Genomic DNA, 20425 nt, shown 5'->3' with positions numbered 1-20425 from the left:
GCCGCCTCGGCGCGGCGGGTGCCGGGGACCGTGCGGTTTGGGGTACGGCGGGTGGCAGCCGCCGTCGGGCGGCAGGGGGTCTGGGCGTGACGGGCTGCTGGATGGCAGTGTCGCGGGGTGAAGGGCGCGTCGGGTGGCGGGGCTTCGTGTGGGAACGGGCGGTGAGCCGCGGGATGAGGGCGGCGTGTCCTGGGCGGCGGGAGAACCGGATAACGGGTACGGGGGGATTGGGGCAGCATGGCCTTTGTGGACGTACGGGGACCGGCTGGGTATCTGTGGTGGTTGGCGCTGGAGTTCAAGGGCCGGGTGGCGCTCGGGGCGTTCTTCGGGTCGGCGTGGTTCATGAGTTTGGCGTTCACGCCGTACCTGATCTCGCAAGCAGTTGATCGTGGGTTGGGCGACAGGCGCCGGGAGACACTGCTCTGGTGGGGCGCGGTCGTGCTGCTCGTCGGCGTGGCGGGGGCCGGGCTCGGGATCATGCGGCACCGGACCATGACGAAACTGCGGCTGGCGGCGGCGCTGAAGACGGCCGACCTGGTGATGACGCATGCCACGAAACTGGGGGCGGCGCTGCCTCGGCGGGTCACGGCGGGCGAGGTGGTCACGATCGGCATCGCGGACGTGTGGACCATCGGCCGGGCCATGAACGTCGGCGGGTTGGGGGTGGCCGCGACCCTGACGTGCGTCGTGATCGCGGTGCTGCTGTTTCAGACGTCGCCGGTGCTGGCGGCCGTCGTGCTGATCGGGGTGCCGGCGCTCGCGCTGGTCGTGGGGCCGCTGCTGCGGCGCACGCAGCGGGCGGGCTTGAACTATCGGCAGAAGCAGGGGGAGCTGAACGCACGCCTCGTCGACGTGCTCGGCGGCCTGCGGGTGCTGAACGGGCTCGGGGGCAAACCGGGGCACGAGGCACGTTACGCGAGGGAGTCGGCGCGGCTGCTTGAGCAGGGCTACCGGGTGGGTGGGCCGTCCAGCTGGATCGGGGCGTTCGGGGACGGGCTGCCGGTGGTCTTCCTCGGCGTGGTGATCTGGGTGGCGGCGCGCATGGCAGCTTCCGGCGAGATCACGGCGGGGCAGCTGATCGCCGTGTACGGGTACACGGCCATGCTGGTCATCCCGGTGAACATGCTGATCTTCTGTGGATTCGACACCACGCACGGGCTGGTGGCGGCGCGCCGGGTCGTCGACTTCCTGCACCTTCCGCTGGACGATCCGGAAGGCGAACCGGCACCGAGCGGGCCGGCGGTCCTGTTCGACCCCGACTCGGGAGTGTTGGCCGAACCGGGGCGGCTCACCGCGCTGGCGGGAGACCGGCCGGCCGACGCGGTGGCGGTGCTCGACCGGCTCGGTGCCTACGGGCCGACCTCGGCGACCTGGGGTGGGCGGCCGCTCGCCGAGATCGCCCAGCCGGAGATCCGGTCCCGCATCCTGGTCGCCGAGAACGACGCCGCCCTGTTCGCGGGGCCGCTGCGCGAGGTGGTGGCGGGCCGCGACGTGCCGGGACGTGCGGCGCCGGCCAGCGGTGACGGGTCGCGGGATGGGCCCGCGCGCGGTGACGGGTCGCGGGGGGGTGGGGCTGTTGGCGGCGACGGGTCGCTGCGCGAAGTGGCCGCGAATCGTGAGGGGCCGCCGCGTGGGGTGGCGGCGCGCGATGACGGGTCGCGGGGTGAGGTGGTGGCCGGGAGGGGCGAGCCGGGGGATGAGCGGGTGCGAAGAGCGATTGAGATTGCCGTCGCCCACGACGTCGCCACCGGTCTGGGGCGGATGGTGGAATCGGGTGGGCGGAACCTGTCGGGTGGGCAGCGGCAACGGGTGCGGCTGGCCCGGGCGGTCCACGCCGACCCGGAGGTGTTGCTCGCCGTCGAGCCCACGTCGGCTGTGGACGCGCATACCGAGGCGGCCATCGCGGAGCGGCTCACGGCGGCGCGACGGGGGCGGGGGACGGTGGTGGCCACGACGTCGCCGGTGTTGCTGGATCGGGCCGATGTGGTGCATTACCTGGTTGGCGGGCGGGTGCGGGCGTCGGGAACCCATCGGGAGCTGCTGGGGGGCGAGCCGGGGTATCGGGAGCTGGTCAACCGGGCGTTCGGGGATGACGCATGAGTGCCGTGCTGCCGGTGGCGGACCAGCGTGCGGTGGGGCGCGAAGCGCTGCGCCTGGTCGGTCGGGACCGGGGTGCGGTGGCGGCGATGATCGGCATCAACGCGCTGGCCGCGGTCGCCAGTCTCGGCGGGCCCTGGCTGCTGGGACGGATCATCGACGCCGTCGCGGGCGGGGGCGGTGTCAAGGCCGTGGACCGGCTGGCGATCGCGGTGCTGGGGTGTGCGGTCGCGCAGATGGTGCTCTCACGGTATGCGCTGTTCATCGCGTACCGTTTCGGTGAGCGGACGGCGGCACGGATCCGCGAAGGGTATCTCCAGCGGGCGCTCGGGCTGCCCGCCGCGGTGGTGGAGAGGGTTCCGGCCGGTGATCTGGCGGCGCGTGGCACCACCGACGTGGATGCGGTCGCGACCACGTTGCGTGACATCCTGCCGAACGTCTTCATCGGCGTGGTGCAGATAGTCTTCATCGGGGTGGCGGTCGTGCTGCTCAGTCCAGTGCTCGGGGTGCTGGGTCTGCTGGGGCTGACCGGGATCTGGTTCATCACGCGGTGGTATCTGCGGCGGGCGCGTGACGCCTACCTCACCGAGGGTGCGGCCAACTCGCGGCTCGCCGAGGAGCTCGCGGCGACCACGGAGGGTGCGCGCACGGTGGAGGCGTTCGGCCTGCGCGAGCGCCGGCTCGACGCCGGGCGCCGGGCCATCGCCGAGACGCGGCGCACGCGGCTGGCGACGCTGCGGGTGCGCACCGTCTTCTTCCCTCTGGCGGAGATCTCGTACGCGCTGCCGTCCGTGCTCGTGCTCGTGGTGGGCGGGCTGCTGTACCTGGACGGGCAGGCCAGCCTCGGCACGGTCGGGGCGGCGGTGCTCTACCTGCGGCAGCTCGTCGGACCGCTGGACACGATCCTCGTCTACATCGAGCAGATGCAGAGCAGCAGCGCGTCGTTCGCCCGGGTCGAGGGCCTGGCTGCGGTGCCGGCGCCGCCGCCCGCCACGACACGGTCGCCGCGGGACGACCGGATCGAGGTCGTCGGGGTGCGTTACGCGTACGAGAAGGGTCTGGATGTCCTTGATGATATTGATCTGGATATCAGGCCGGGCGAGCGGCTGGCGATCGTCGGGCTCTCCGGCGCGGGCAAGTCGACGCTGGGCCGGCTGATCGCCGGCGTCGACCGGCCGGCCGCGGGCCAGGTGACCGTGGGCGGCGTGCCGATCGCCGACCTGCCGCCCGATCAGCTCCGCCGCCAGGTCGTCCTCGTGACGCAGGAGCACCACGTCTTCCGGGACACGCTGCGCGCCAACCTGATGGTCGCCGCGCCGGACGCGCAGCTGCGGCGTGCGCTGGACACGGTGGGCGCGACCTGGGCGGACGACCTCGACCGTGACCTGGGTGAGCACCCGCTCGGTGGCGCCGAGGCGCAGCAGCTGGCACTGGCCCGGGTGCTGCTGGCCGACCCGCACACGGTGATCCTCGACGAGGCGACCGCCCTGCTCGACCCGACGGCCGCGCGGGCGGCGGAGCGTGCGCTGGCGGCGGTGCTGCACGAGCGTACGGTGATCGCGATCGCCCACCGCCTGCAGACCGCCCACGACGCCGACCGTGTCGTGGTGATGGAGGACGGCCGCATCATCGAGAGCGGAACCCACGATGACCTGGTCGCGGCCGGTGGTCCGTACGCGGCGCTCTGGGTGTCCTGGCACGGAGAACCGGCAAGGTTCAACTCATGATCAACATCGTGGTGGTCGGGTATGGGGGGCGGGTGCGGCGCCCGCCATCACCGCGCGTGACGCGGCGCCCGGGTCGTCGTGGGTCGAGGGGGCCGGGCGGGGTGGCGGTATGCCCCCTATAGCAATGAGCCATTTTCAACCTGATGGTGCAGGTCAGCCGTCTGTCGGTAGGTCGATGGCTGGCTGAGGCGAGGATCCCGGTAAGACAAGCAATCGACCAAGAAAGATGCCCCTACCGGGAGCCGCGTTGCTGTCTTACCCTGCCTCCATCCCGCTGTCCACCCGATCGCTGAACCGCCCCGTCGACCTGATCCGTACCCACCACCACCACCAGCAGCGGCGGTCCCGCTGGCGGCGCCTCGACCCCGGCCGGCAAGCGCTACTGGCCCTGGCTCACCTTCGCACCGGCGATACCCTCGCCCGGTTGGCCGCCGGGTCCGAGGTCGGGTTCGCCACCGCCCGGCGGTACGTCCGCGAGGCGATCGGCCTGCTCGCCGCGACAGCCGACGACCTGCGGCCGGCCGGTACTGGCCGGCGGACGAACGGCGTGGCATTCGCGCCGACGCTACGAACGGACCGGGTGTCCCGTCAAGGCAGGGGATCGCGGTCGATTTCCGCCGATGGCGTAGGTAGTTGGCGGCGGACCTCAGCCGACAGCACGCCCGGCCGGTCGGCCGGCGTCGGCTGCCACCGCGCGAACGAGGTCCAGGAATGCTTCGACCCGGGCGGCCATCCGGGTGTCGTCGTAGAACGACCGGTTGTAGTTCAACGCGCCGCCCTGCCGCTGCCCGCCCACCACGATCCACGGCGCCGCCTGCTTCTGCCAGGCCGGCAAGGCCGCCGGCCGGATCTCGCCGACCTTCGGATAGGCGCCCTCTCCCGGTCGCGGTCTCGGAACGATGTCGGGCGTCTCGCCCACCTGTACGGGCCCGTGTGCAGGCGGGCCGGTCCCCGGCACCACGGACTGGAAGTAGGAGTCGTAGAGGTGAAGGTCCGACCAGGGCCGTGGGTACTGGTCGGCGCCGATCAGCCGGACCAGATTGCGGTACCCGGTCCGGGCCAGGCGAGCGGTGACAAGTTCCCGGTGTACTCGGGCGATCAACGCCTCGACGGGCTCCCGCCAGTCGATGTCGACAGGCACGAAGACATCCTGCCCGAATTGGCCGACGATCTCGCGTTCCGCTCGACTCTGCCGACCCAAGGTCACCGTGCTCAGCACCGTTCGGGAGGAACGCGTGTCGGACGCCATGAACATCGCGTACGCGGTCATCAGCACGACGTAGGTCGTCGTCCGCAGCCGCAGCGCACAGTTCTCCAGCCCGGCGGTGGTTTCGGCGGAGAACTCGAACTCCACCGTGGCGGGATCCAGCAGGAGGTCGCCGGCGGACGCCCGGCGCGGCTCGACAGGCAGCATCGGTGGCAGGCGACGCAGGCGACCGGCCTGTGCCACGACGTGCGCCGGCATCCGGCCGTACTGCCGCTCGTGCAGGGCGACCAGCTCCCGGTACCCGGGCGGCATCGCATCGGGCGCCGGAGCGAGGCCGAGGGTGGCTGCGTAGCAACGCAGCAGATCCTGCACGAGGATGCGGTCAGACCAGGCGTCGAACAGCAGGTCGGGAAAGCTGAGACAGAGCAGACTCCGGTCGTCGGTCAGCCGGATCAGGTAGGCCCGCCACAGCGGCGCGACCATCAGGTCGAACCTGCGGACACTTTCGCCGTACAGGTGATACTCGAGCTCGGCGCGGCGCTGCGATTCCGGATAGTCACGTAAGTCGACGACGGACAGTGGCGCGTCGACCTCCGCATCGATCGACACGGCGGGGTCCGGCGCGATGTCGGCGAAACGCATCCGCAGCATGTCGTGTCGGCGCGTCACCTCCCGCAGGGCGGTACCGAGCACGGCCGCGTCGACCGGACCGTGCAGATCGCGGGTGAGTAGGGCGGTGAACCGGGAGCCGCCGGGATCGCCCGGAGAAAGTTCGTGCATCCGCTCCCATAGCAGTTCGTAGCCCTTGGGCAGCGGCCCGGTGATCAGAGCAGCCGGGGTCATCGGCCGACCGACCGGGGCAGGCGGATGCCGTCCGGACCGATCGGGCCGGCGAAGGGTGAATGCGGTCGGGAACCCTCAGCGTGTGGCAGGCGCCCGAAAGTCCACCGGGTGTCGAACGGTAGTCCCCCGGCGTCCACGGTGAGGGCACCGGCCCGGTATCCCCGGCGCAGCAGCATTCCCGCTGTCCGGCGGGCGCCGTCCGAGTCCGGGCCGATGCCGGCCGCGACGGTGGCGGCGTGCAGGGTGCGCCCGTCGTCCAGAGCACCCAGCAGCGCGGCCTCGTCCTCGGTCACGCCGAGTGCACCTCCGGTCCCGATGTGTCGCAGCGTGGCGCCGCCGGCGGCCTCCGCCAGCGACCAGCCGTCGGCGAGGCGCACGTACAGGCTGGCGTGCGGGGGATATACCACGCGGATGTTGTGCAGGTAGAGGGCATCCAGATCGGAGGAGAGCAGGCACTGCAGGGCGTCCGCCGGGGTCTCGACGAGCGGCATACCGCGGACGTTCAACGAGGTGTTGAGCACCAGCGGAACCCCTGTCAGCCGGTGAAAATGGCTGATCAGACCGTGGTAGAGCTCGTCCGTGCTGGCGTCGACGACCTGGACGCGGGCGGTGCCGTCCACGTGGCACACGGCGGGAATGCGCTTCTGCCACTCCTCGCGAACTCCGCAGCACGACAGCATGAAGCGCAGATCAGCCGCCGCACTGGTGTCGAACACCTCGGATGCGAGGTCGCTCAGGACACTGGGCGCGAACGGGCGGAACATTTCGCGCATCTTCACCCGCTCGTTGATCCGATCCTTCATGTCCTCGGGCCGAGGGTCGGCGAGAATGCTGCGGTGGCCGAGGGCGCGCGGTCCGAACTCGCTTCCGCCCTGGAACCAGCCGAGCACCTCGCCGCCGGCGAGTTCGGTGGCGACGTGCTCCGCGAGGTCGCCGTCGATCACCTCGGCCGAGATGTTCAGGACCTGTAGGTGCGCGAGGATCTCCTCCGTCGGGTATGCCGTCCCGGTGTACGAATCCCGGATCGGGGTGAGCATGCGCGCCTTTCCAGCGGTCACGTAGCCGTGATACGCGAGCCCGATCGCCTGCCCGTTGTCCCCTGCGGCTGGCTGCACGAACACCCGGTCGAAGATCCCCGCCCGGGCCAGTACGCCGTTGGCCACCGCGTTCAAGCCCACTCCACCGGCGAAGCAGAGGTAGCGCTGACCCGTGCGCCGACGCACCTCGGTGGCCAGCGCGAGCAATCCGCGTTCCAGCTCACTCTGCGCCTTCCAGGCGAGATCCATCGCGTACGCGCTGATCCGGTCCGGGTCCTCGATGATCTTGAAGCTCCGGTCGTCCAAGTAATCCACGTATCCAGCCGCAACGATCCAGTCGAGGAACGGCCGGAAGTCGAAGCGGCCCGCACGCTCGTGGAACCACTCTCCCGCGAGCAACGAGCTCGGGCCGCCGTACGGCGCCAAGCCCATGGTCTTGCCGGCGTCCGGGACGCCGGCGCGCACGTTCGAGAAGCCCAGGAGGCCGGTCACGTATTCATACATCCAGCCCAGGCCGGAGTGGAACAGGTTGGGCACACGATCGCCGGCGGGGAGCGGCACATACCGGTTTTTCTGGACCGTCGTGTGTCGTCCGTCCCGATCGAAGACGTACGCCGATTCGGCCTCGTAGCCGGTGTCCGTCCAGGTACCGTCCCCGTCAACCACGAGGACCGCGGCTTCGTTGAACTCACTGGCGTAGAAAGCGGACAGGGCGTGCATGTGGTGGTGAGCGCAGCCGGCGGGGTCGCGCGCGACCAGGATGCGCTCCGGATCCCGCACGGGGATATTCAGCGCCGCCATCGGCGCGAGGTAGTCGTCGGCGAGCACGATGCGGTCGACGTCGTCGAGGCCGATGCCCGCCGCCTGCAGGCAGTAGGCGGTCGCCGACCAGGGAAAGTAGCCGAACCGGTCGCCGTAGTCCTCCCACAGCCCGAGATTCGCCCGGATGGTCCCGTACTTGACGCGTGTCAGCCGCTCCTCCTCGATTGCTGCGACGACGCGGCCGTCCGCGACGAGGCAGGCGGCCGGGTCGTGTGGTCCGGTGTAGATTCCGAGGCTGAACACGCGGCACCCTCCGGCTCAGGATCAACATGGTCTTCCCGCGGCAGCGGGCGGAAGCGAGATTCGCAAACGGGGGGCTACCGCGGCATCGCTTATTGACCCGATGTCGGCACCGGCCGAAAACAACATGCCGAACATGGGTATCGGCAAGGTAGCAGCCGACCCGCGCGCGGCGGAAGACCCTCGATCAATAACCGGTCACTGATTGATTATGATCAATCAAAGATTCTGGCGGACCTGGCGAGCTGGTACTCCCCGCCACGCACGAACCCGACGAACGCTGGCGGAAATACGCCAGCTTCCGGACTGGACATCACTTGCACGGTACCGCCGACCTTGCCTATGGTTGACCCCATCCGACGGGGATACCATTATCGATGCACCTTCCCGAGCATTACATCAATAACCGGGAAGAAGGCTCTCTGACCTCGTTCGACAATGCATCGAAGGGCCTTTGATGGACGCGCTGTACTCGCCTATCCAGGAGATAAGAAACATCCTGGAACAGGAGTTCGCCTGCGATCTGGCAGGCCTCTCCCTCGAGCCGTCGCTCACCTTGGGACACGACGGCCTGGGCCTCGACTCGCTGATGGTCACGGACCTACTGGTCCGCTGGTGCGGCCGGCACGCCGCCGAGCCCGCCCCGGAACTGTTCGAGAACCTCGACCGGGTCACCATCGGCGACCTGCTTCGGGTCGGATCTTCCCCGCCGCAGGCTTGAGGCCGGCCCGCGAACGCCTGCCTCCCACGACGACAAGGACTCGCCATGCCCGACGGCACTCACCTCGCTCTCCTGGGCGGCACTCCCGTGCACACTGCAGGATGGCCGGCCTGGCCCAGCCTCGACGCCGACACGAAGGCAACCGTGGCCGAAGCACTGGAGTCCGGCCGTTGGGCCATCAGCGAGGACCACAACGGACACGAGCTCTACGAGCGCAGATTCGCCCGGGCCTGGGCCGGCTACCACGGTGTACCGTACGGCGTCGCTACCAGCAGCGGTACGGCGGCCCTGACGATCGCCATCGAGGCCCTCGGCCTCACACACGGTGCCGAGGTGTTAGTACCCGGGCTGACCTGGGTGGCGTGTGCGTCCGCAGTCGCCAACGCCGGTCTCGTCCCCGTTCTCGTGGACATCGATCCGGCGACGCTGTGCATGTCTCCGGCCGCCGCCGAGGCGTCGATCAGCGAACGAACAGAGGCGGTACTGCTGGTGCACTACGGGTCGAGCCTCGCCGACCTCGACGCGTTCGTGGATCTCTGCGGCCGCCGTCGCCTGGCCCTGATCGAGGATTGCGCCCAGGCCCACGGCGCCGCCTATCGGGACGCGCGAGTCGGTACCTACGGAGCCGTCGGCACGTTCAGCATGCAGGAGTCCAAGCTTCTGACCTCCGGTGAGGGTGGCGCCTGCGTGACCCGCGATGCGGCACTGCACGAGCGGATGGAGGAGTACCGCGCGGACGGCCGTCGCTACGCCGAGTTCCCGCAGCTGCGGGAGCCCAACCTTCGCGACGTCGGTACCGTACAGGGCCGCAACCTGTGCCTTACCGAGATCCAAGCTGCGATGCTGCTCGGCGGCCTGGCCCGGCTGGACGCCGAGAACGAGCGGCGTGCGGCGAGCGCCACCCGTCTGGACGAGCTCATCGCCGGCCTCGGTTACGCGCACCCGATCGCCGCTCCGCCACAGGTGACGCGACGGACGTATTACCGGTATTGCTTTCGGGTCGATCCGGACGCGCTCGACGGCATACCGGTCGAATCGGTCCTGCCGGCCCTCGGCGCGGAACTCGGGCTGCATTGCGAGGCTCTGCATGAGCCCCTGAACGCGTGCCGACTCTACGATCCGCGACGATCCCCGCACAAGTACGACCCGATGTTGCTGTCCCGACTCGACCCGACACGGTTCGATCTGCCGGAAGCGCACGCCGCGAGGGCCACCGTCCTGACCGTCCCGCATCGGGCTCTGCTCGCCCCGGCAACCGACATGGACGACATCGCGCGGGCCGTGGACAAGGTCGTTACGAACAGCGCCGCGCTGCGGCCGGATGCCGTGGCGGTCCCGTGAGGTCGCCCGGAACCATCACCATTGGGGTCATCGGCTGTGGCGAGATCGCTCAGATCATGCACCTGCCGCACTTGCGCGAACTGGACGGGCGTATCCGTCTAGTGGCGGTCTGTGACACCGACCCGGACGTGCTCAAGACGGTTTCGCAGCGGTTCGCGGTCGACCGTGTCGCCACCGACGCGACCGCTCTACTCCAGGATCCCGCCATCGACGCGGTGGTCATCGCCACGCCGGGCGACCACGCTCATCTCGTGCAGCGTGCGGTGGCGGCGGGTAAGCACGTCCTGGTCGAGAAGCCGTTGTGTTACCGCGTCGAGGATGCCGTCCGCATCGCGGATAGGGCCGAGTCAGCCGGCCTAACCGTGATGGTCGGATACAGCAGGCTGTTCGACACTGCGTACGACCGGTTCCGCGAACTGGCCGCGGAACAGCCGCCGGGACGGCTCATCACGGCGACGGCCGTGCTCCCTGACGACTACTTCTTCCGGGCGCACCACGTCGTCGCCCGGTGCGCCGCGCCGGCCGCGGACAGCACCACCCGGGCGGAACCGACCTGGGCGTATTTCTTCGAAGAGGTGCTGCACAACCTGGCCACGCATGAGCTGTACTGCCTGCGCGGGCTCTTTCGTGCCGGGTTTCGCCTCACCGCCGCTCGCGCCGTGCTCGGCCGGCGCGGCGTGCACGCCCTGTGGGAGACCGACGACGGCGACGCGGCCTCGCTCACGCTGGCGGTGATGGCCGGATTGTCCGGCGGCTATCGCGAGGACTTCCTGGTCGCCGGGCCGACGGCGCACACGACCCTGGAGTATCCGTCCGTCTACCTCAAGAACACTCCGGCGACGGTGCGCCACACGTTCTCGGCCTCGGCGCGAGGCCCGCTGCGGAGCCGGATGGAGGAGGGCTCGTACGCAGACCCCTTCAAGCGCGAGCTCGAGCATTTCGCCGACGTGGTGACGAAGGGGGCGGCGTGTCGCGCGGACGCCCGGGACGCCGTTCACGACGTCCGCGCCGTCGCCGACATCTTCACCCGATGCCAACGGGCGTGACGAACGAACTCGTGGAGGCGTGGATAAGGTGAGTGAGCATCCGACGAAACCGCCCGAGCCGCCGTTCCCGGAGCGGCTGCAATCGGCGACCCTTGGCGCGGACGATCGCGCGGACCTGGTGGCTGGCTGCCGGGACATCATCGACCGGTGCCCCACACTCGACGTCATCGACAACCACGTCGTGGCGGCGACGGTGGCCGGCAGCCGGTACCTCCCCGCCGACCTGGTCACGTCCCTCGCCCGGTTCCGCTGGGAGAGCACGGACCACGGCGCGCTACTGATTCGCGGAGTGCCACTCGACGACGAGTTGCCACCGACGCCGTCACACCGGACGTCGCTGCCTTTGCGTGACCTGCCGATCAGCACGCTGGCTCAGCTGGTCGTCCTCGCCCAACTGGGCGACCTGATCGCCTACGCCGGTGAGAAAGACGGCGCGCTCGTGCAAGACATCGTGGCGCTACGGGGCTTGGAAACCCGGCAAGAAAACGTTGGCAGCGCCCTTCTCGAACTGCACACGGAAAACGGCTTCCACCCCACCAAGCCCGACGTCGTCACGCTGCTCTGCCTGCGGCCGGATCAGGACGGCAATTCACAGACCGTGGTCGCGGGCGTCGGTGACGCGCTGCCTCTGCTGGGGCCCGACGTGCTGCGGTGCCTGCGCGAACCGGTCTTCCGAATCGCCTACAGCACCTCCTTCGTCGGCACCGACCGAATCATGTACTCGCCCTTGATGGCAGCGATTACCGAACATGCCGGCAACGTCACCGTGCTGGCGGATCTGCACGCGATGGAGGCGACCACGGACGATGGAAAGTCCGCCTTGTCGCGGCTCTTCGAGGCGCTGCGGCAGGTCGCGGTCGGTGTCCGGCTCACTCCCGGAGACCTGCTGGTCATCGACAATCGGACCGCCGTGCACGGCCGGACGCCGTTCGTACCCCGCTTCGACGGCCGCGATCGCTGGCTGCGGCGGGCATTCGCCATCGCGGACCTCCGCCGGTGCGAGGCGGGTCACCCACCCTTCTCCCGCGTGGTTCGCCCCTGACCCGCCGCCCGCCGGTCTCGCTCATCTGGTCGTCCGCGGAGGAGTCTGATGCAATTCGTGTCTAGTCTGCACAGCCTGGAACGGCACCTGCCCCGTCGGCCGCTGGTCCTCTACTCCGGCGGCGTGGACGGGTCGTACCTGCTCAAATGGTTCGTCACCCGGGGGGCCGAGCCTGTCGCACTCACGGTCGACCTCGGCACCGGCACCGAAGAGGACGCCGCCGAGCGGGCGCGTACCCTCGGCGCAAAGCCGGTCCAACTTTCCGCGGAGGAGGAGTTCTTCCGTGACTTCCTACCCGCCGCGATCCACGCCGACGCGTTCTACCAGGGCCTCTACCCGATAGGGTCGAGTATCTCGCGGCCGTTGTACGGAATGGTGGCTGCCCGGGTCGCCGTCGAACGCGGCTGCGACGCCATCTGCCACAGCGCGACAGCCCTGCAGAACAGCGGGATCCGGTTGTCTACCGCGATTGCGCACGAGGCGCCGGGCCTGCCACTCGCCGCGCCGTTCCTGGAATCGACGACGCCGCGACCAACGATGGTGGCAGAGCTCGCCGCTGCCGGTGTCGAGTTCCGCCACGGCGAACACAGCATCGACACCAACCCCTGGGCGCGGGTGATCGAGTGCGGCAGCCTGGACAGTCCCGAGAACATCCTCGACACCGAGGTCTTCGAGTGGACCTGTTCGCCGGACGCACCGGAGGCGGCACGTCCGGTCACCCTCAGCCTCGCTTTCGAACGCGGCCTGCCGGTAGCAGTCGACGGACAGCGGATGCCGCTCGGCCCGCTGGTGCGGCGCCTCAACAAACTGGCCGGTGCGCGCGGCGTGGGCCGGTTCTCCGGACTGGAGGACACGCACCTGTGGGGCAAAAACCACGAGATTCGGGAAGCGCCTGCCGCCGCTGTGATCACCGCTGCCCGCCGCGCATTGTCGAACGCGGTCTTCGATGCGCGGGAACACGGTATTCGGCAGACGCTCGCGACGGCCTGGACGGACTCCGCCGTTGCCGGTGGATGGTTCGACCACACCACCGGATGCATCCGGGAGGCACTGGCCCGGCTGGATCGCATCGTCACCGGCGCAGTCACGCTACGCCTGGTGGCCGGCTCCGTCACGGTGCAGCGGCTGGAGTCGCCGCACGGTCTGTACCGCCATCGTGCCACCGAGTCGGCCTGGCCCGGTCCGCCACCGGGCGGACACGCCGGGCTAATCATCACGCTGGCACACGTCGACCGGCTCAGACGAGCGGTACCCGGAACGGGCACGGAACAGGAGCGAGCAACATGATCATCGATCTCAGTCACCCCATCCACGAGGGGATGCGCACGTATCCCGGTCTGCCTGGACCGAAGATCACCACACATCTGTCCCGCGCTGAATCACGCTCGCGGTATACCGACGGCGTGGAGTTCCACATAGGACGAATCAACATGGTCGCCAACACCGGCACCTATCTGGATGCGCCGTTCCACCGCTACCCCGACGGCGCGGACACCGCCGGAATTCCGTTGGAACAGGTCGTGGATGTCGCCGGTGTGGTCTGCACCGCGGAGCCGGAGGGCGAAATCGGACCGGAGATTCTCGACGGCACCGAGGTGGCCGGCAAGGCCGTGCTCTTCCGGACAGGTTGGGACGGACGCTGGGGGACCGACGACTACTTCGGAGAATCTCATCCATACCTGGGGCGAGAACTCGTCGACCGGCTCACCACGCTCGCCCCGGCGGTGGTCGGCATTGACTCCGTCAACATCGACGCGATGTCGGACAAGGCACGACCGGCGCACTCTCTGCTGCTGGCGGCCGGCATTCCTCTTGTGGAACACCTGCGCGGCCTCGATCGTCTGCCGGCGCGGGGCTTCCGGTTCTTCGCTCCACCCCTGGCCGTACACGCTTTCGGCACCTGCTCGGTACGGGCCTTCGCGATCGTCGACTAAGACGGAGGAGGCGATGGTGATCACTGTGATTGAATCCGTGCGCCGGCTGGCCCGGGTGGACCCGGGTCGGATCGCCGTGGCGACGCCCCTAAGAACCATCGACTACGCGCAGCTGTACCGAGCCGCCGCTGCTCACGCCGGCACGCTGAAGTCTGCGGACGGCTCCGTCGGCGCCATCGCGGTCGTCTGCGAGGCCGGCGACGGCGGCATCCCGCTGATGCTCGGCGCCATGATCGCCGGCCGCCCGGTAGTCCTATTGCCCAGCACGGCGACGCCGGCGACGCGGGCCGCGGCCCAGCGGCAAACCGGATTCGCCCTGGTCGCCTGGCCGGGTGCCGGTCCGGAACAAGCCCGGATAGAACGGGCCGAAGTCGATCCGGATGTGCCAACACCGGCCGCATCCTTGGTCTTCTGCACGTCCGGGTCGACCGGCAACCCCAAGCTCGTCCCGCTGCGGGAGAATGCCGTCGCGCGCTTCGCCGCCTGGGCCGCCGAGCGCTTTCGGATCGGTGCGGGCAGCCGAGTCCTCAGCTACGCCCCCCTCAACTTCGACCTGTCCCTACTCGAGGTGTGGACCACCCTGGCGTACGGCGGCACAGTGGTGGCCGCCACCGGACCGGCTCTGCGCGACAGTCGGCACCTCGCTGCGCTCGTCCGAACCTGGGAACCGGACCTCGTCGAGGGCGTGCCGGTGCTATACGAGCGGCTCGCCCGGGGGCTCGCGGAGTCCGGCGACCTCGATGCGCTGCCGTCCGGCCACGTCATCATGACCGGCGACAATACGCCCCTGCCGACTCGGCGGGTAATCCGACAAATGTTTCCTGCGGCTAGCTACTACAACATCTACGGCAGCACCGAGACCAACGACTCGCTGATCGCCCAACTCGACTATGACGAGGTGGTCGCCGAACGGATCCCGCTCGGTGAGCCGCTGCCCGGCGTCGATGTCCGGCTGATCGACGGCGGCGGTACCGAGCTACGCGGCCCAGGCTCCGGTGAGCTGGTCGTCACCACGCCATTCCAGGCGGAGGGCTATCTCGGCACGAGCGGGGGTGGCAACTTCGTCCGGGCCTCGCCCGGCTGGCCCGGCGATACCTACTTCCGCACCGGCGACATGGTTGAACGACGACCCGACGGTGCGTTGCAGTTCCTCGGCCGCCGCGACTTCCGGATCAAGGTCAACGGGGTGAGTGTCGATTTGGAGGACGTCGAGGACGTCATCTCGGTGCTCGACGGAGTCACGGAGGCGGTGACGGCGCCGTGGACGGCGCCGAGCGGCGAAACCCGGGTCGCGGCGCTGATCCGAACCGCTCCGGAACAAACGTTGTCGGCGGTGCAGGTACGGAAATTCTGCGCCAAGCGGGTCGAGTCCGCTGCGGTGCCGTTCCGCATCTCGTTCGTAACCGACCCACTGCCCCGGACTTCCACCGGAAAGGTCGATCGGAACATGGCCGCACGCTTGTTGAACGATCCGGCTGCGGGCCGAGTGGGACGGCGACTCGATGGCTAAGGACCCGATCAGTAGGGACGACCGGCCGCGGGTGGCGGTGATCGGCGCCGGGCGGATCGGCGCCGTGCACGCCGGCAATCTGGTCGCGAGCGGTGCACAGGTTGTCGTCGTCGAACCCGACGAGCGGCGCGGTGCACAGCTCGCCGGCCGTCCAGGTCTGGCCGTGGTCGCCGACCTGTCCGAGGTCGGCACGGTCGGCGGGTACGTCGTCTGCTCTCCCACCGACACCCATGCGCGGGTGGTCTCCCAGGTGCTCGATCGCCGCGTACCGGTGCTGGTCGAGAAGCCGTGCTGTGCGGACCCGGTGACCACCCGGTCGCTCGGCGCGGCCGCCGATCGGTGGGAGGTTCCGCTGTACATCGGGTTCCAGCGCAGATTCGCCCCCGAGTACTTGGCCCTGCGCGACCGGGTGCAGCAGGGCAGTGACCGTTTTACGTACGCGGCCTTCACCAGCTTCGACGGCGCTGCGCCGCCAACGGGGTATCAGGTCGCCGGTGGAAGCCTTGCGTACGACCTGCAGATCCATGACGTTGACCTGATGTTGTGGATTTTCGGCGGACCGGTCGTCCAGGTGACCGGCATGCAGGCGGAGCTCGACGAGGTGCCGGACACGCTGCTCACCTCGGTCCGACTGGCCAATGGCGTGGTCTGCGCGATTATCAGCAAGCGGATGAGCGGCCACGGTTGTGAGGTCTATGCCGAACTGGTTGGTGCGCAGACGACCGTGCGCACCGCTGACCCGGCGCGTGCCGGAGGGTATGCCGACTTCCGGGAGCGCTTCGCCGAGGCCTACGCCGCCGAAATACGCGCCTTCCTCGCCGTCGTCGAGGGACGCACCACCGCAACGCAGTTGGCGACGTGGGAGGACGCGGCGCAAGCCGAAGGGGTGTGCCGGGCGATCGAGTCAAGCCTGCACCGCGCCAGCGCGCCGACGCCCGCGACCACGCCGCGGGCCGCAAGGGGAGGTTGAAAAGGTTCGTTGCACGGGTCACTCCGGCGCGACGGATCGCATGACGATCAAGTCGTGGCGCCGCTGCCACCTGGCCGGTCAGGCGTCGGGTCGGTCGAACGCCGGGCGCCGGCGTCCAACTCCTCGAGGAGTCCGGCGCGGGTCACCGCGACGCCCGCCTCGAATCGGCTCTGCACCCGCAGGAGCTGCATGATCGTGGACACATGGCGCTGCACGGTTCGCAGGCCCAGGCCGAGCCGGTGAGCGATGTGCCTGTCGCTGGCTCCCCGAGCGAGCATGCGCACGATCTCGTGCTGAAGGGCGGTCAGCACGGGCCGGGAGACCGCGAATTTGTCGCCGGTCGGATGCCGCGGCGGCGAAGGGTAGCTGGACACAGAATTAATCCCAGTGTGAGTAATGGGTGCATCCTGCACCGGAGCCCGACCAGTAGCGGTGCGGCCCGGCAGTGTGGACGCGCGGCCCGGACAGATGCTATGTGCGCATGAACGAAAGTATTCCTGGCCGGGATGCCGGCGTACGGGACCATGCACGTCTCCGTGCCCCTCGGCAGTGCGGAGAGGCCGAACGGACAAACCCGGCAGGTAATTCTGACAATGACGCTCAGTTTGCTGCCTGCATCATCACAATGGTGGGGCGCTACCTGGCGGATATGGCTAGAATGCTCGTCCAATACAAGGTTCCATAGAATATCCCCGTGGTGGACTGTGTATCGGTACGTGAGCCTTACGGTATCAGGATGAAGGTGGGTCCGCAACACGCAATCTGATCGCACGCGTTAGTGCCAAGTGGTCGCGATCCGTCGCTTCCAGGACTCAGGAAAACGTCTCCACCTGCGAATTTGTTTCCACGCCATAACGACGTCCGAAAATCTCGTTACATCAGGTAATAATGCAGCGACCGGGTATCGGCATCCCCGCCGGCCCGCCGAAGTGACGTCCGGCGCTGCGCGGTCGGCCGTGTCGACCTCCGAGGCGCTTCGGGGCGGAGTGCTCGCCTCTGCGTTACGCTCATTCGGACGGCCCGACCAAGGTCAGCTCTCGGCGAGCTGAACTGTGCTGGCGCCGTCGCCGAAACGAGTGCACGCCCCGCGGGGCCCGGGCGGGCACCCGACTCGGATGCCCACGAGGCTTTCCAGCCGTGGGTGTGGGGGCCACCGGCGCGTCGTCCCAGGTCCGGCACAGGGCAGACGGCGGCCGGCTGAGAGCTGGGGTCGGGCTGCGCGAGATAGGCGTCGCCCTTACCAGTCGGCCGGCTCGTTTTGCTCCGGTGCGGTCGAATAGCCTCCGAGATAATAACGTAGCGTCGCCAGTTCGGTGGAACGCGCGCGTATCCCCTCGGCGACGAGGTTCAGATTGAAGACGTCGTCCTCCGCGAGCCCTTCCTCGCGATTCGGCCGCATCGGCATGTTGCTGAACGTGATGCGTTTGACGAGCTCCGTCTCCAGCAACCAGGCGCTTTGATCGACGGACCGGACCGCGTCCTCGCCGTCGAACGGGTCCAGCCGGTCCCGGTAAATGTGGGAACCGGCTGTCACTACACCGGCTCTTCGCAGACGCGCGTATTCGGCGAGTCCGGAGTCGAGGTCGTGGCTCCACGGGTTCACCTCATCGAGGTATGGTGTTCCGTCCCGATGAAACACCTGTGTCCAGGAATACACCGCAGGGCAGGCCGACTCTATCGCCTCGCTGAGCAGGCTATGCAAATGATTGCTCTCCCACTCGTTGTCATCGTCCAGGTAGGCCACCCATCTGGTCCGAGCGATACTAGTGCCGATATCGCGCAGCTTGGCCGCCCGGGTCGGCCCGCCGACCTCCCGTGGGCCCCGTGCGACGAATCGGGGACGGACGAACGGCGGCAGCTCTCGTCCCAACCATGACCAGGTGCTCGGGCAATCATCGACGACCACGACGTGCTCGTCTACGTGACGACAGCACTGATTTGCCACCGACTCGATAGCTCGTCCGATGAGGTGCGGCCGGCGTCGTGTTGGCGTGATCACCGTGATCACGCCCTCAGGAGCATGGTTGGCGTCCACTGTTGCCCTTCTTCCCGTCGGCGGCATCCGGCTTTGCCTGTCACGGAGGACCGTCGCACCGTGGTCTTTTGGCGCTGTCAGAACGCGATTGACTCCGGCTGGTCCGACATATATGCGCCGTCCGGACTGGATTGAGCACCGAAGTGATCTCGACGCGAATAACGTAGCAGTGGATGGCGAATCCGGGAAGGCGCCCTCCGGGCACCGGCTGTCAATCTCCTTGATCGTGAGCAGAGTGTTCGCCCGCACCGGGCGGCTGACCAGCAAATTTTCGTGAACAGGTCGGCAGGGCGGCCGCGATCCTGGCGCAAACACGCCAATATCGACGATGGCTTGCGGGTGCTGAGTTGTCAGCTTATATTCTGAGGCGGAATGCAAGTCCGGTTGGCTGAGTACGGTGTCCGGTTTTCGAGCCGAAAGGGTCGAGGCAATTCCTGTCTGTCCAGCGGTGCCCGATGCGCCCCCCGCCTGCCCGAGGAGTTGCGGCAAAGAAAGCACCAAAGCACCTCTGTCAGCTTTCGTCGCTGTCCGGCCCCATTCGCATATGGAATTCTGATGTCGCACCACGGGAGCCCCGATGCTTGTCGAATCTGCTGACTCGTTTCGACTCTCGCCGGCGGATCGTCCTGGCAGCCTCCGATCCATGTTCGACGGCACGCGCCGGGAGTATGCGTCAACGACATCGGCGGCTTCCTGGCCTATGACACACGGCACTTCACGTTTTCCCGGGTCGACACATTGGCGGACCTGTACGTGCGCCTCATTCGCGGCGTGGTCGCCGATCCGCATTGCCAGTTGGCGGCCATCGAGCTGAGTGACCGACTTAGGAGCAGCTGTGACCATACGGTCGAACGTCGACAGATGCCCATGGGACACCGATGACGTGCCAACCCTACTTCACGCAGCAGTCTCCGCAAGCCATCGAGCCGGCGACTATGTGCTCCGGCAGTTCCGCAAGCAGGTTCGGGTGCGGCACAAGATCACGCCCGGCGTAGCCGGCTCGCCCGCCACCGACCTGGTGAGCGAGTGCGACGTCTACGCCGAGGAGATCATCAGGAAGACCCTCAACTCGGCATTCCCGAACTGCGGGGTGATCGGTGAGGAAAGTGGCCCCCATGGGAATGGTGACCTTCGCTGGTATGTCGACCCGATCGACGGCACCTACAATTTCCTTCGTGGCCTGCCCCTGTTCTGCATCTCCATCGGGTACGAAGTTGGCGGCGTGCCTCTAGGCGGATGTGTCTACGACCCGGTCGGCGGCGAGACCTTTGCGGCACACTGTGACGAGTTCCGGCTCGACGGCTGGCGCCTTCCCCTGGCCGGGCGTTCGCCGGTCGGCCCGCCACTGGTCCTCACCGACGTGCCGAACGGCGGCCCGGCGTTCCACCCGGGGGACGGCCGTCTGATCGGTGACGTGCTTCACCATGCCGAGCTGCGTCGCATCGGCTCCTCGGCACTAGCGTTGGCCTGGACCGCCGCCGGTCGAGCGGACATGGCCCTGAACACCAATGTGTATGCCTGGGACGTCGCCGCAGGCCGGGCATTGGTGACCGCGGCCGGCGGCCGGTTCGCGGCCTTTCCCGACCCGGTGCCAACTGACTGCCGCGGCAGCTTCGTGGCGTGGCTACCCTCGGCCGACCGCCTTGCCGAACGGGTGCTCGAGTGGATGGACGTAGCCACGGAACGCGGCAGATCCTGACCTGCTACCCCAAGCGCCGGCTACGCACCAAGACCCACACGATCAAACGCTCAAACTCCAAATACCAAGCCCGCGGCCCGAACATCGACCGACACAGCTACAAAGCCACCACCAGCAGTAATTTGACCGATGCAACGGCGGCGGGAACCGGACA

15 protein-coding genes and 1 pseudogene are annotated in these 20425 nt (G+C 68.5%); 12 read left to right on the top strand and 4 right to left on the bottom strand.

The annotated features are described in order from the left end of the window. Nucleotides 1-237 precede the first annotated feature (237 nt). The 3 genes and pseudogenes from R6Y94_RS34480 to R6Y94_RS34470 form a co-directional block, all read left to right on the top strand. Nucleotides 238-2100, top strand: coding sequence for an ABC transporter ATP-binding protein (locus tag R6Y94_RS34480; protein WP_318400526.1), 1863 nt, complete (start codon nt 238-240; stop codon nt 2098-2100). After that, nucleotides 2097-3824, top strand: coding sequence for an ABC transporter ATP-binding protein (locus R6Y94_RS34475; RefSeq protein WP_318400524.1), 1728 nt, complete (start codon nt 2097-2099; stop codon nt 3822-3824). The genes R6Y94_RS34480 and R6Y94_RS34475 overlap by 4 nt, the downstream gene beginning before the upstream one ends. A gap of 247 nt (nt 3825-4071) precedes the next feature. Then, nucleotides 4072-4347, top strand: a pseudogene (locus R6Y94_RS34470) (transposase family protein); the annotation flags it as partial. 123 nt (nt 4348-4470) lie between these two features. Here the strand turns inward: R6Y94_RS34470 and R6Y94_RS34465 are convergent. Together R6Y94_RS34465 and R6Y94_RS34460 are read right to left on the bottom strand one after the other, a co-directional pair. Beyond that, entirely contained in the window at nt 4471-5874 is a 1404-nt protein-coding gene (locus tag R6Y94_RS34465) for a condensation domain-containing protein (RefSeq protein WP_318400522.1), read from the bottom strand. After that, on the bottom strand, nt 5871-7976 hold the full coding sequence (locus R6Y94_RS34460; protein WP_318400520.1) for a carbamoyltransferase: 2106 nt from the start codon (nt 7974-7976) through the stop codon (nt 5871-5873). The genes R6Y94_RS34465 and R6Y94_RS34460 overlap by 4 nt, the downstream gene beginning before the upstream one ends. A 454-nt stretch (nt 7977-8430) precedes the next feature. On the opposite strand from R6Y94_RS34460, the gene R6Y94_RS34455 reads away from it, so the two are divergent. Genes R6Y94_RS34455 through R6Y94_RS34420 form a run of 8 tightly spaced genes read left to right on the top strand, consistent with a single transcriptional unit; the run spans nt 8431 to nt 16537 of the window. Continuing rightward, nucleotides 8431-8694 carry a hypothetical protein gene (locus R6Y94_RS34455; RefSeq protein WP_318400518.1) on the top strand — a complete coding sequence of 88 codons (264 nt, stop codon included), beginning with the start codon at nt 8431-8433 and terminating at the stop codon, nt 8692-8694. Nucleotides 8695-8739: 45 nt separating this feature from the next. After that, nucleotides 8740-10035 (top strand): DegT/DnrJ/EryC1/StrS family aminotransferase, encoded by a 1296-nt coding sequence (locus tag R6Y94_RS34450; RefSeq protein ID WP_318400516.1) that lies wholly within the window; start codon nt 8740-8742, stop codon nt 10033-10035. Beyond that, nucleotides 10032-11081 carry a Gfo/Idh/MocA family oxidoreductase gene (locus R6Y94_RS34445; protein WP_318400514.1) on the top strand — a complete coding sequence of 350 codons (1050 nt, stop codon included), beginning with the start codon at nt 10032-10034 and terminating at the stop codon, nt 11079-11081. Before R6Y94_RS34450 ends, R6Y94_RS34445 begins: the two co-directional genes overlap by 4 nt. Before the next feature lie 28 nt (nt 11082-11109). Then, nucleotides 11110-12123 (top strand): TauD/TfdA family dioxygenase, encoded by a 1014-nt coding sequence (locus R6Y94_RS34440; protein WP_318400512.1) that lies wholly within the window; start codon nt 11110-11112, stop codon nt 12121-12123. A 48-nt stretch (nt 12124-12171) separates the two neighbouring features. Then, the gene (locus tag R6Y94_RS34435) at nt 12172-13410 is read left to right on the top strand and encodes an argininosuccinate synthase domain-containing protein (protein WP_318400509.1); all 1239 of its coding nucleotides are present in this window, start codon (nt 12172-12174) and stop codon (nt 13408-13410) included. Further along, on the top strand, nt 13407-14057 hold the full coding sequence (locus tag R6Y94_RS34430; RefSeq protein ID WP_318400507.1) for a cyclase family protein: 651 nt from the start codon (nt 13407-13409) through the stop codon (nt 14055-14057). The genes R6Y94_RS34435 and R6Y94_RS34430 overlap by 4 nt, the downstream gene beginning before the upstream one ends. 13 nt (nt 14058-14070) lie before the next feature. After that, on the top strand, nt 14071-15567 hold the full coding sequence (locus R6Y94_RS34425) for an AMP-binding protein (RefSeq protein ID WP_318400578.1): 1497 nt from the start codon (nt 14071-14073) through the stop codon (nt 15565-15567). Between the two features lie 31 nt (nt 15568-15598). Further along, entirely contained in the window at nt 15599-16537 is a 939-nt protein-coding gene (locus R6Y94_RS34420; protein ID WP_318400505.1) for a Gfo/Idh/MocA family oxidoreductase, read from the top strand. 47 nt (nt 16538-16584) lie between these two features. On the opposite strand, the gene R6Y94_RS34415 is transcribed toward R6Y94_RS34420, so the two are convergent. Continuing rightward, nucleotides 16585-16848 (bottom strand): response regulator transcription factor, encoded by a 264-nt coding sequence (locus tag R6Y94_RS34415; protein WP_318400503.1) that lies wholly within the window; start codon nt 16846-16848, stop codon nt 16585-16587. 926 nt (nt 16849-17774) lie between these two features. After that, nucleotides 17775-18572, bottom strand: a complete 798-nt coding sequence (locus R6Y94_RS34410; RefSeq protein ID WP_318400501.1) for a glycosyltransferase family A protein — start codon at nt 18570-18572, stop codon at nt 17775-17777. Between the two features lie 814 nt (nt 18573-19386). On the opposite strand from R6Y94_RS34410, the gene R6Y94_RS34405 reads away from it, so the two are divergent. Next, nucleotides 19387-20271 carry an inositol monophosphatase gene (locus tag R6Y94_RS34405; RefSeq protein ID WP_318400499.1) on the top strand — a complete coding sequence of 295 codons (885 nt, stop codon included), beginning with the start codon at nt 19387-19389 and terminating at the stop codon, nt 20269-20271. Nucleotides 20272-20425: the final 154 nt, after the last annotated feature.

The sequence above is a fragment of the Plantactinospora sp. KLBMP9567 genome, from assembly GCF_033446045.1.
In the GTDB taxonomy this organism is placed as follows: domain Bacteria; phylum Actinomycetota; class Actinomycetes; order Mycobacteriales; family Micromonosporaceae; genus Plantactinospora.
Note: the sequence above shows the minus strand (reverse complement) of the source record. Positions and strands in the feature narration are given on the sequence as shown.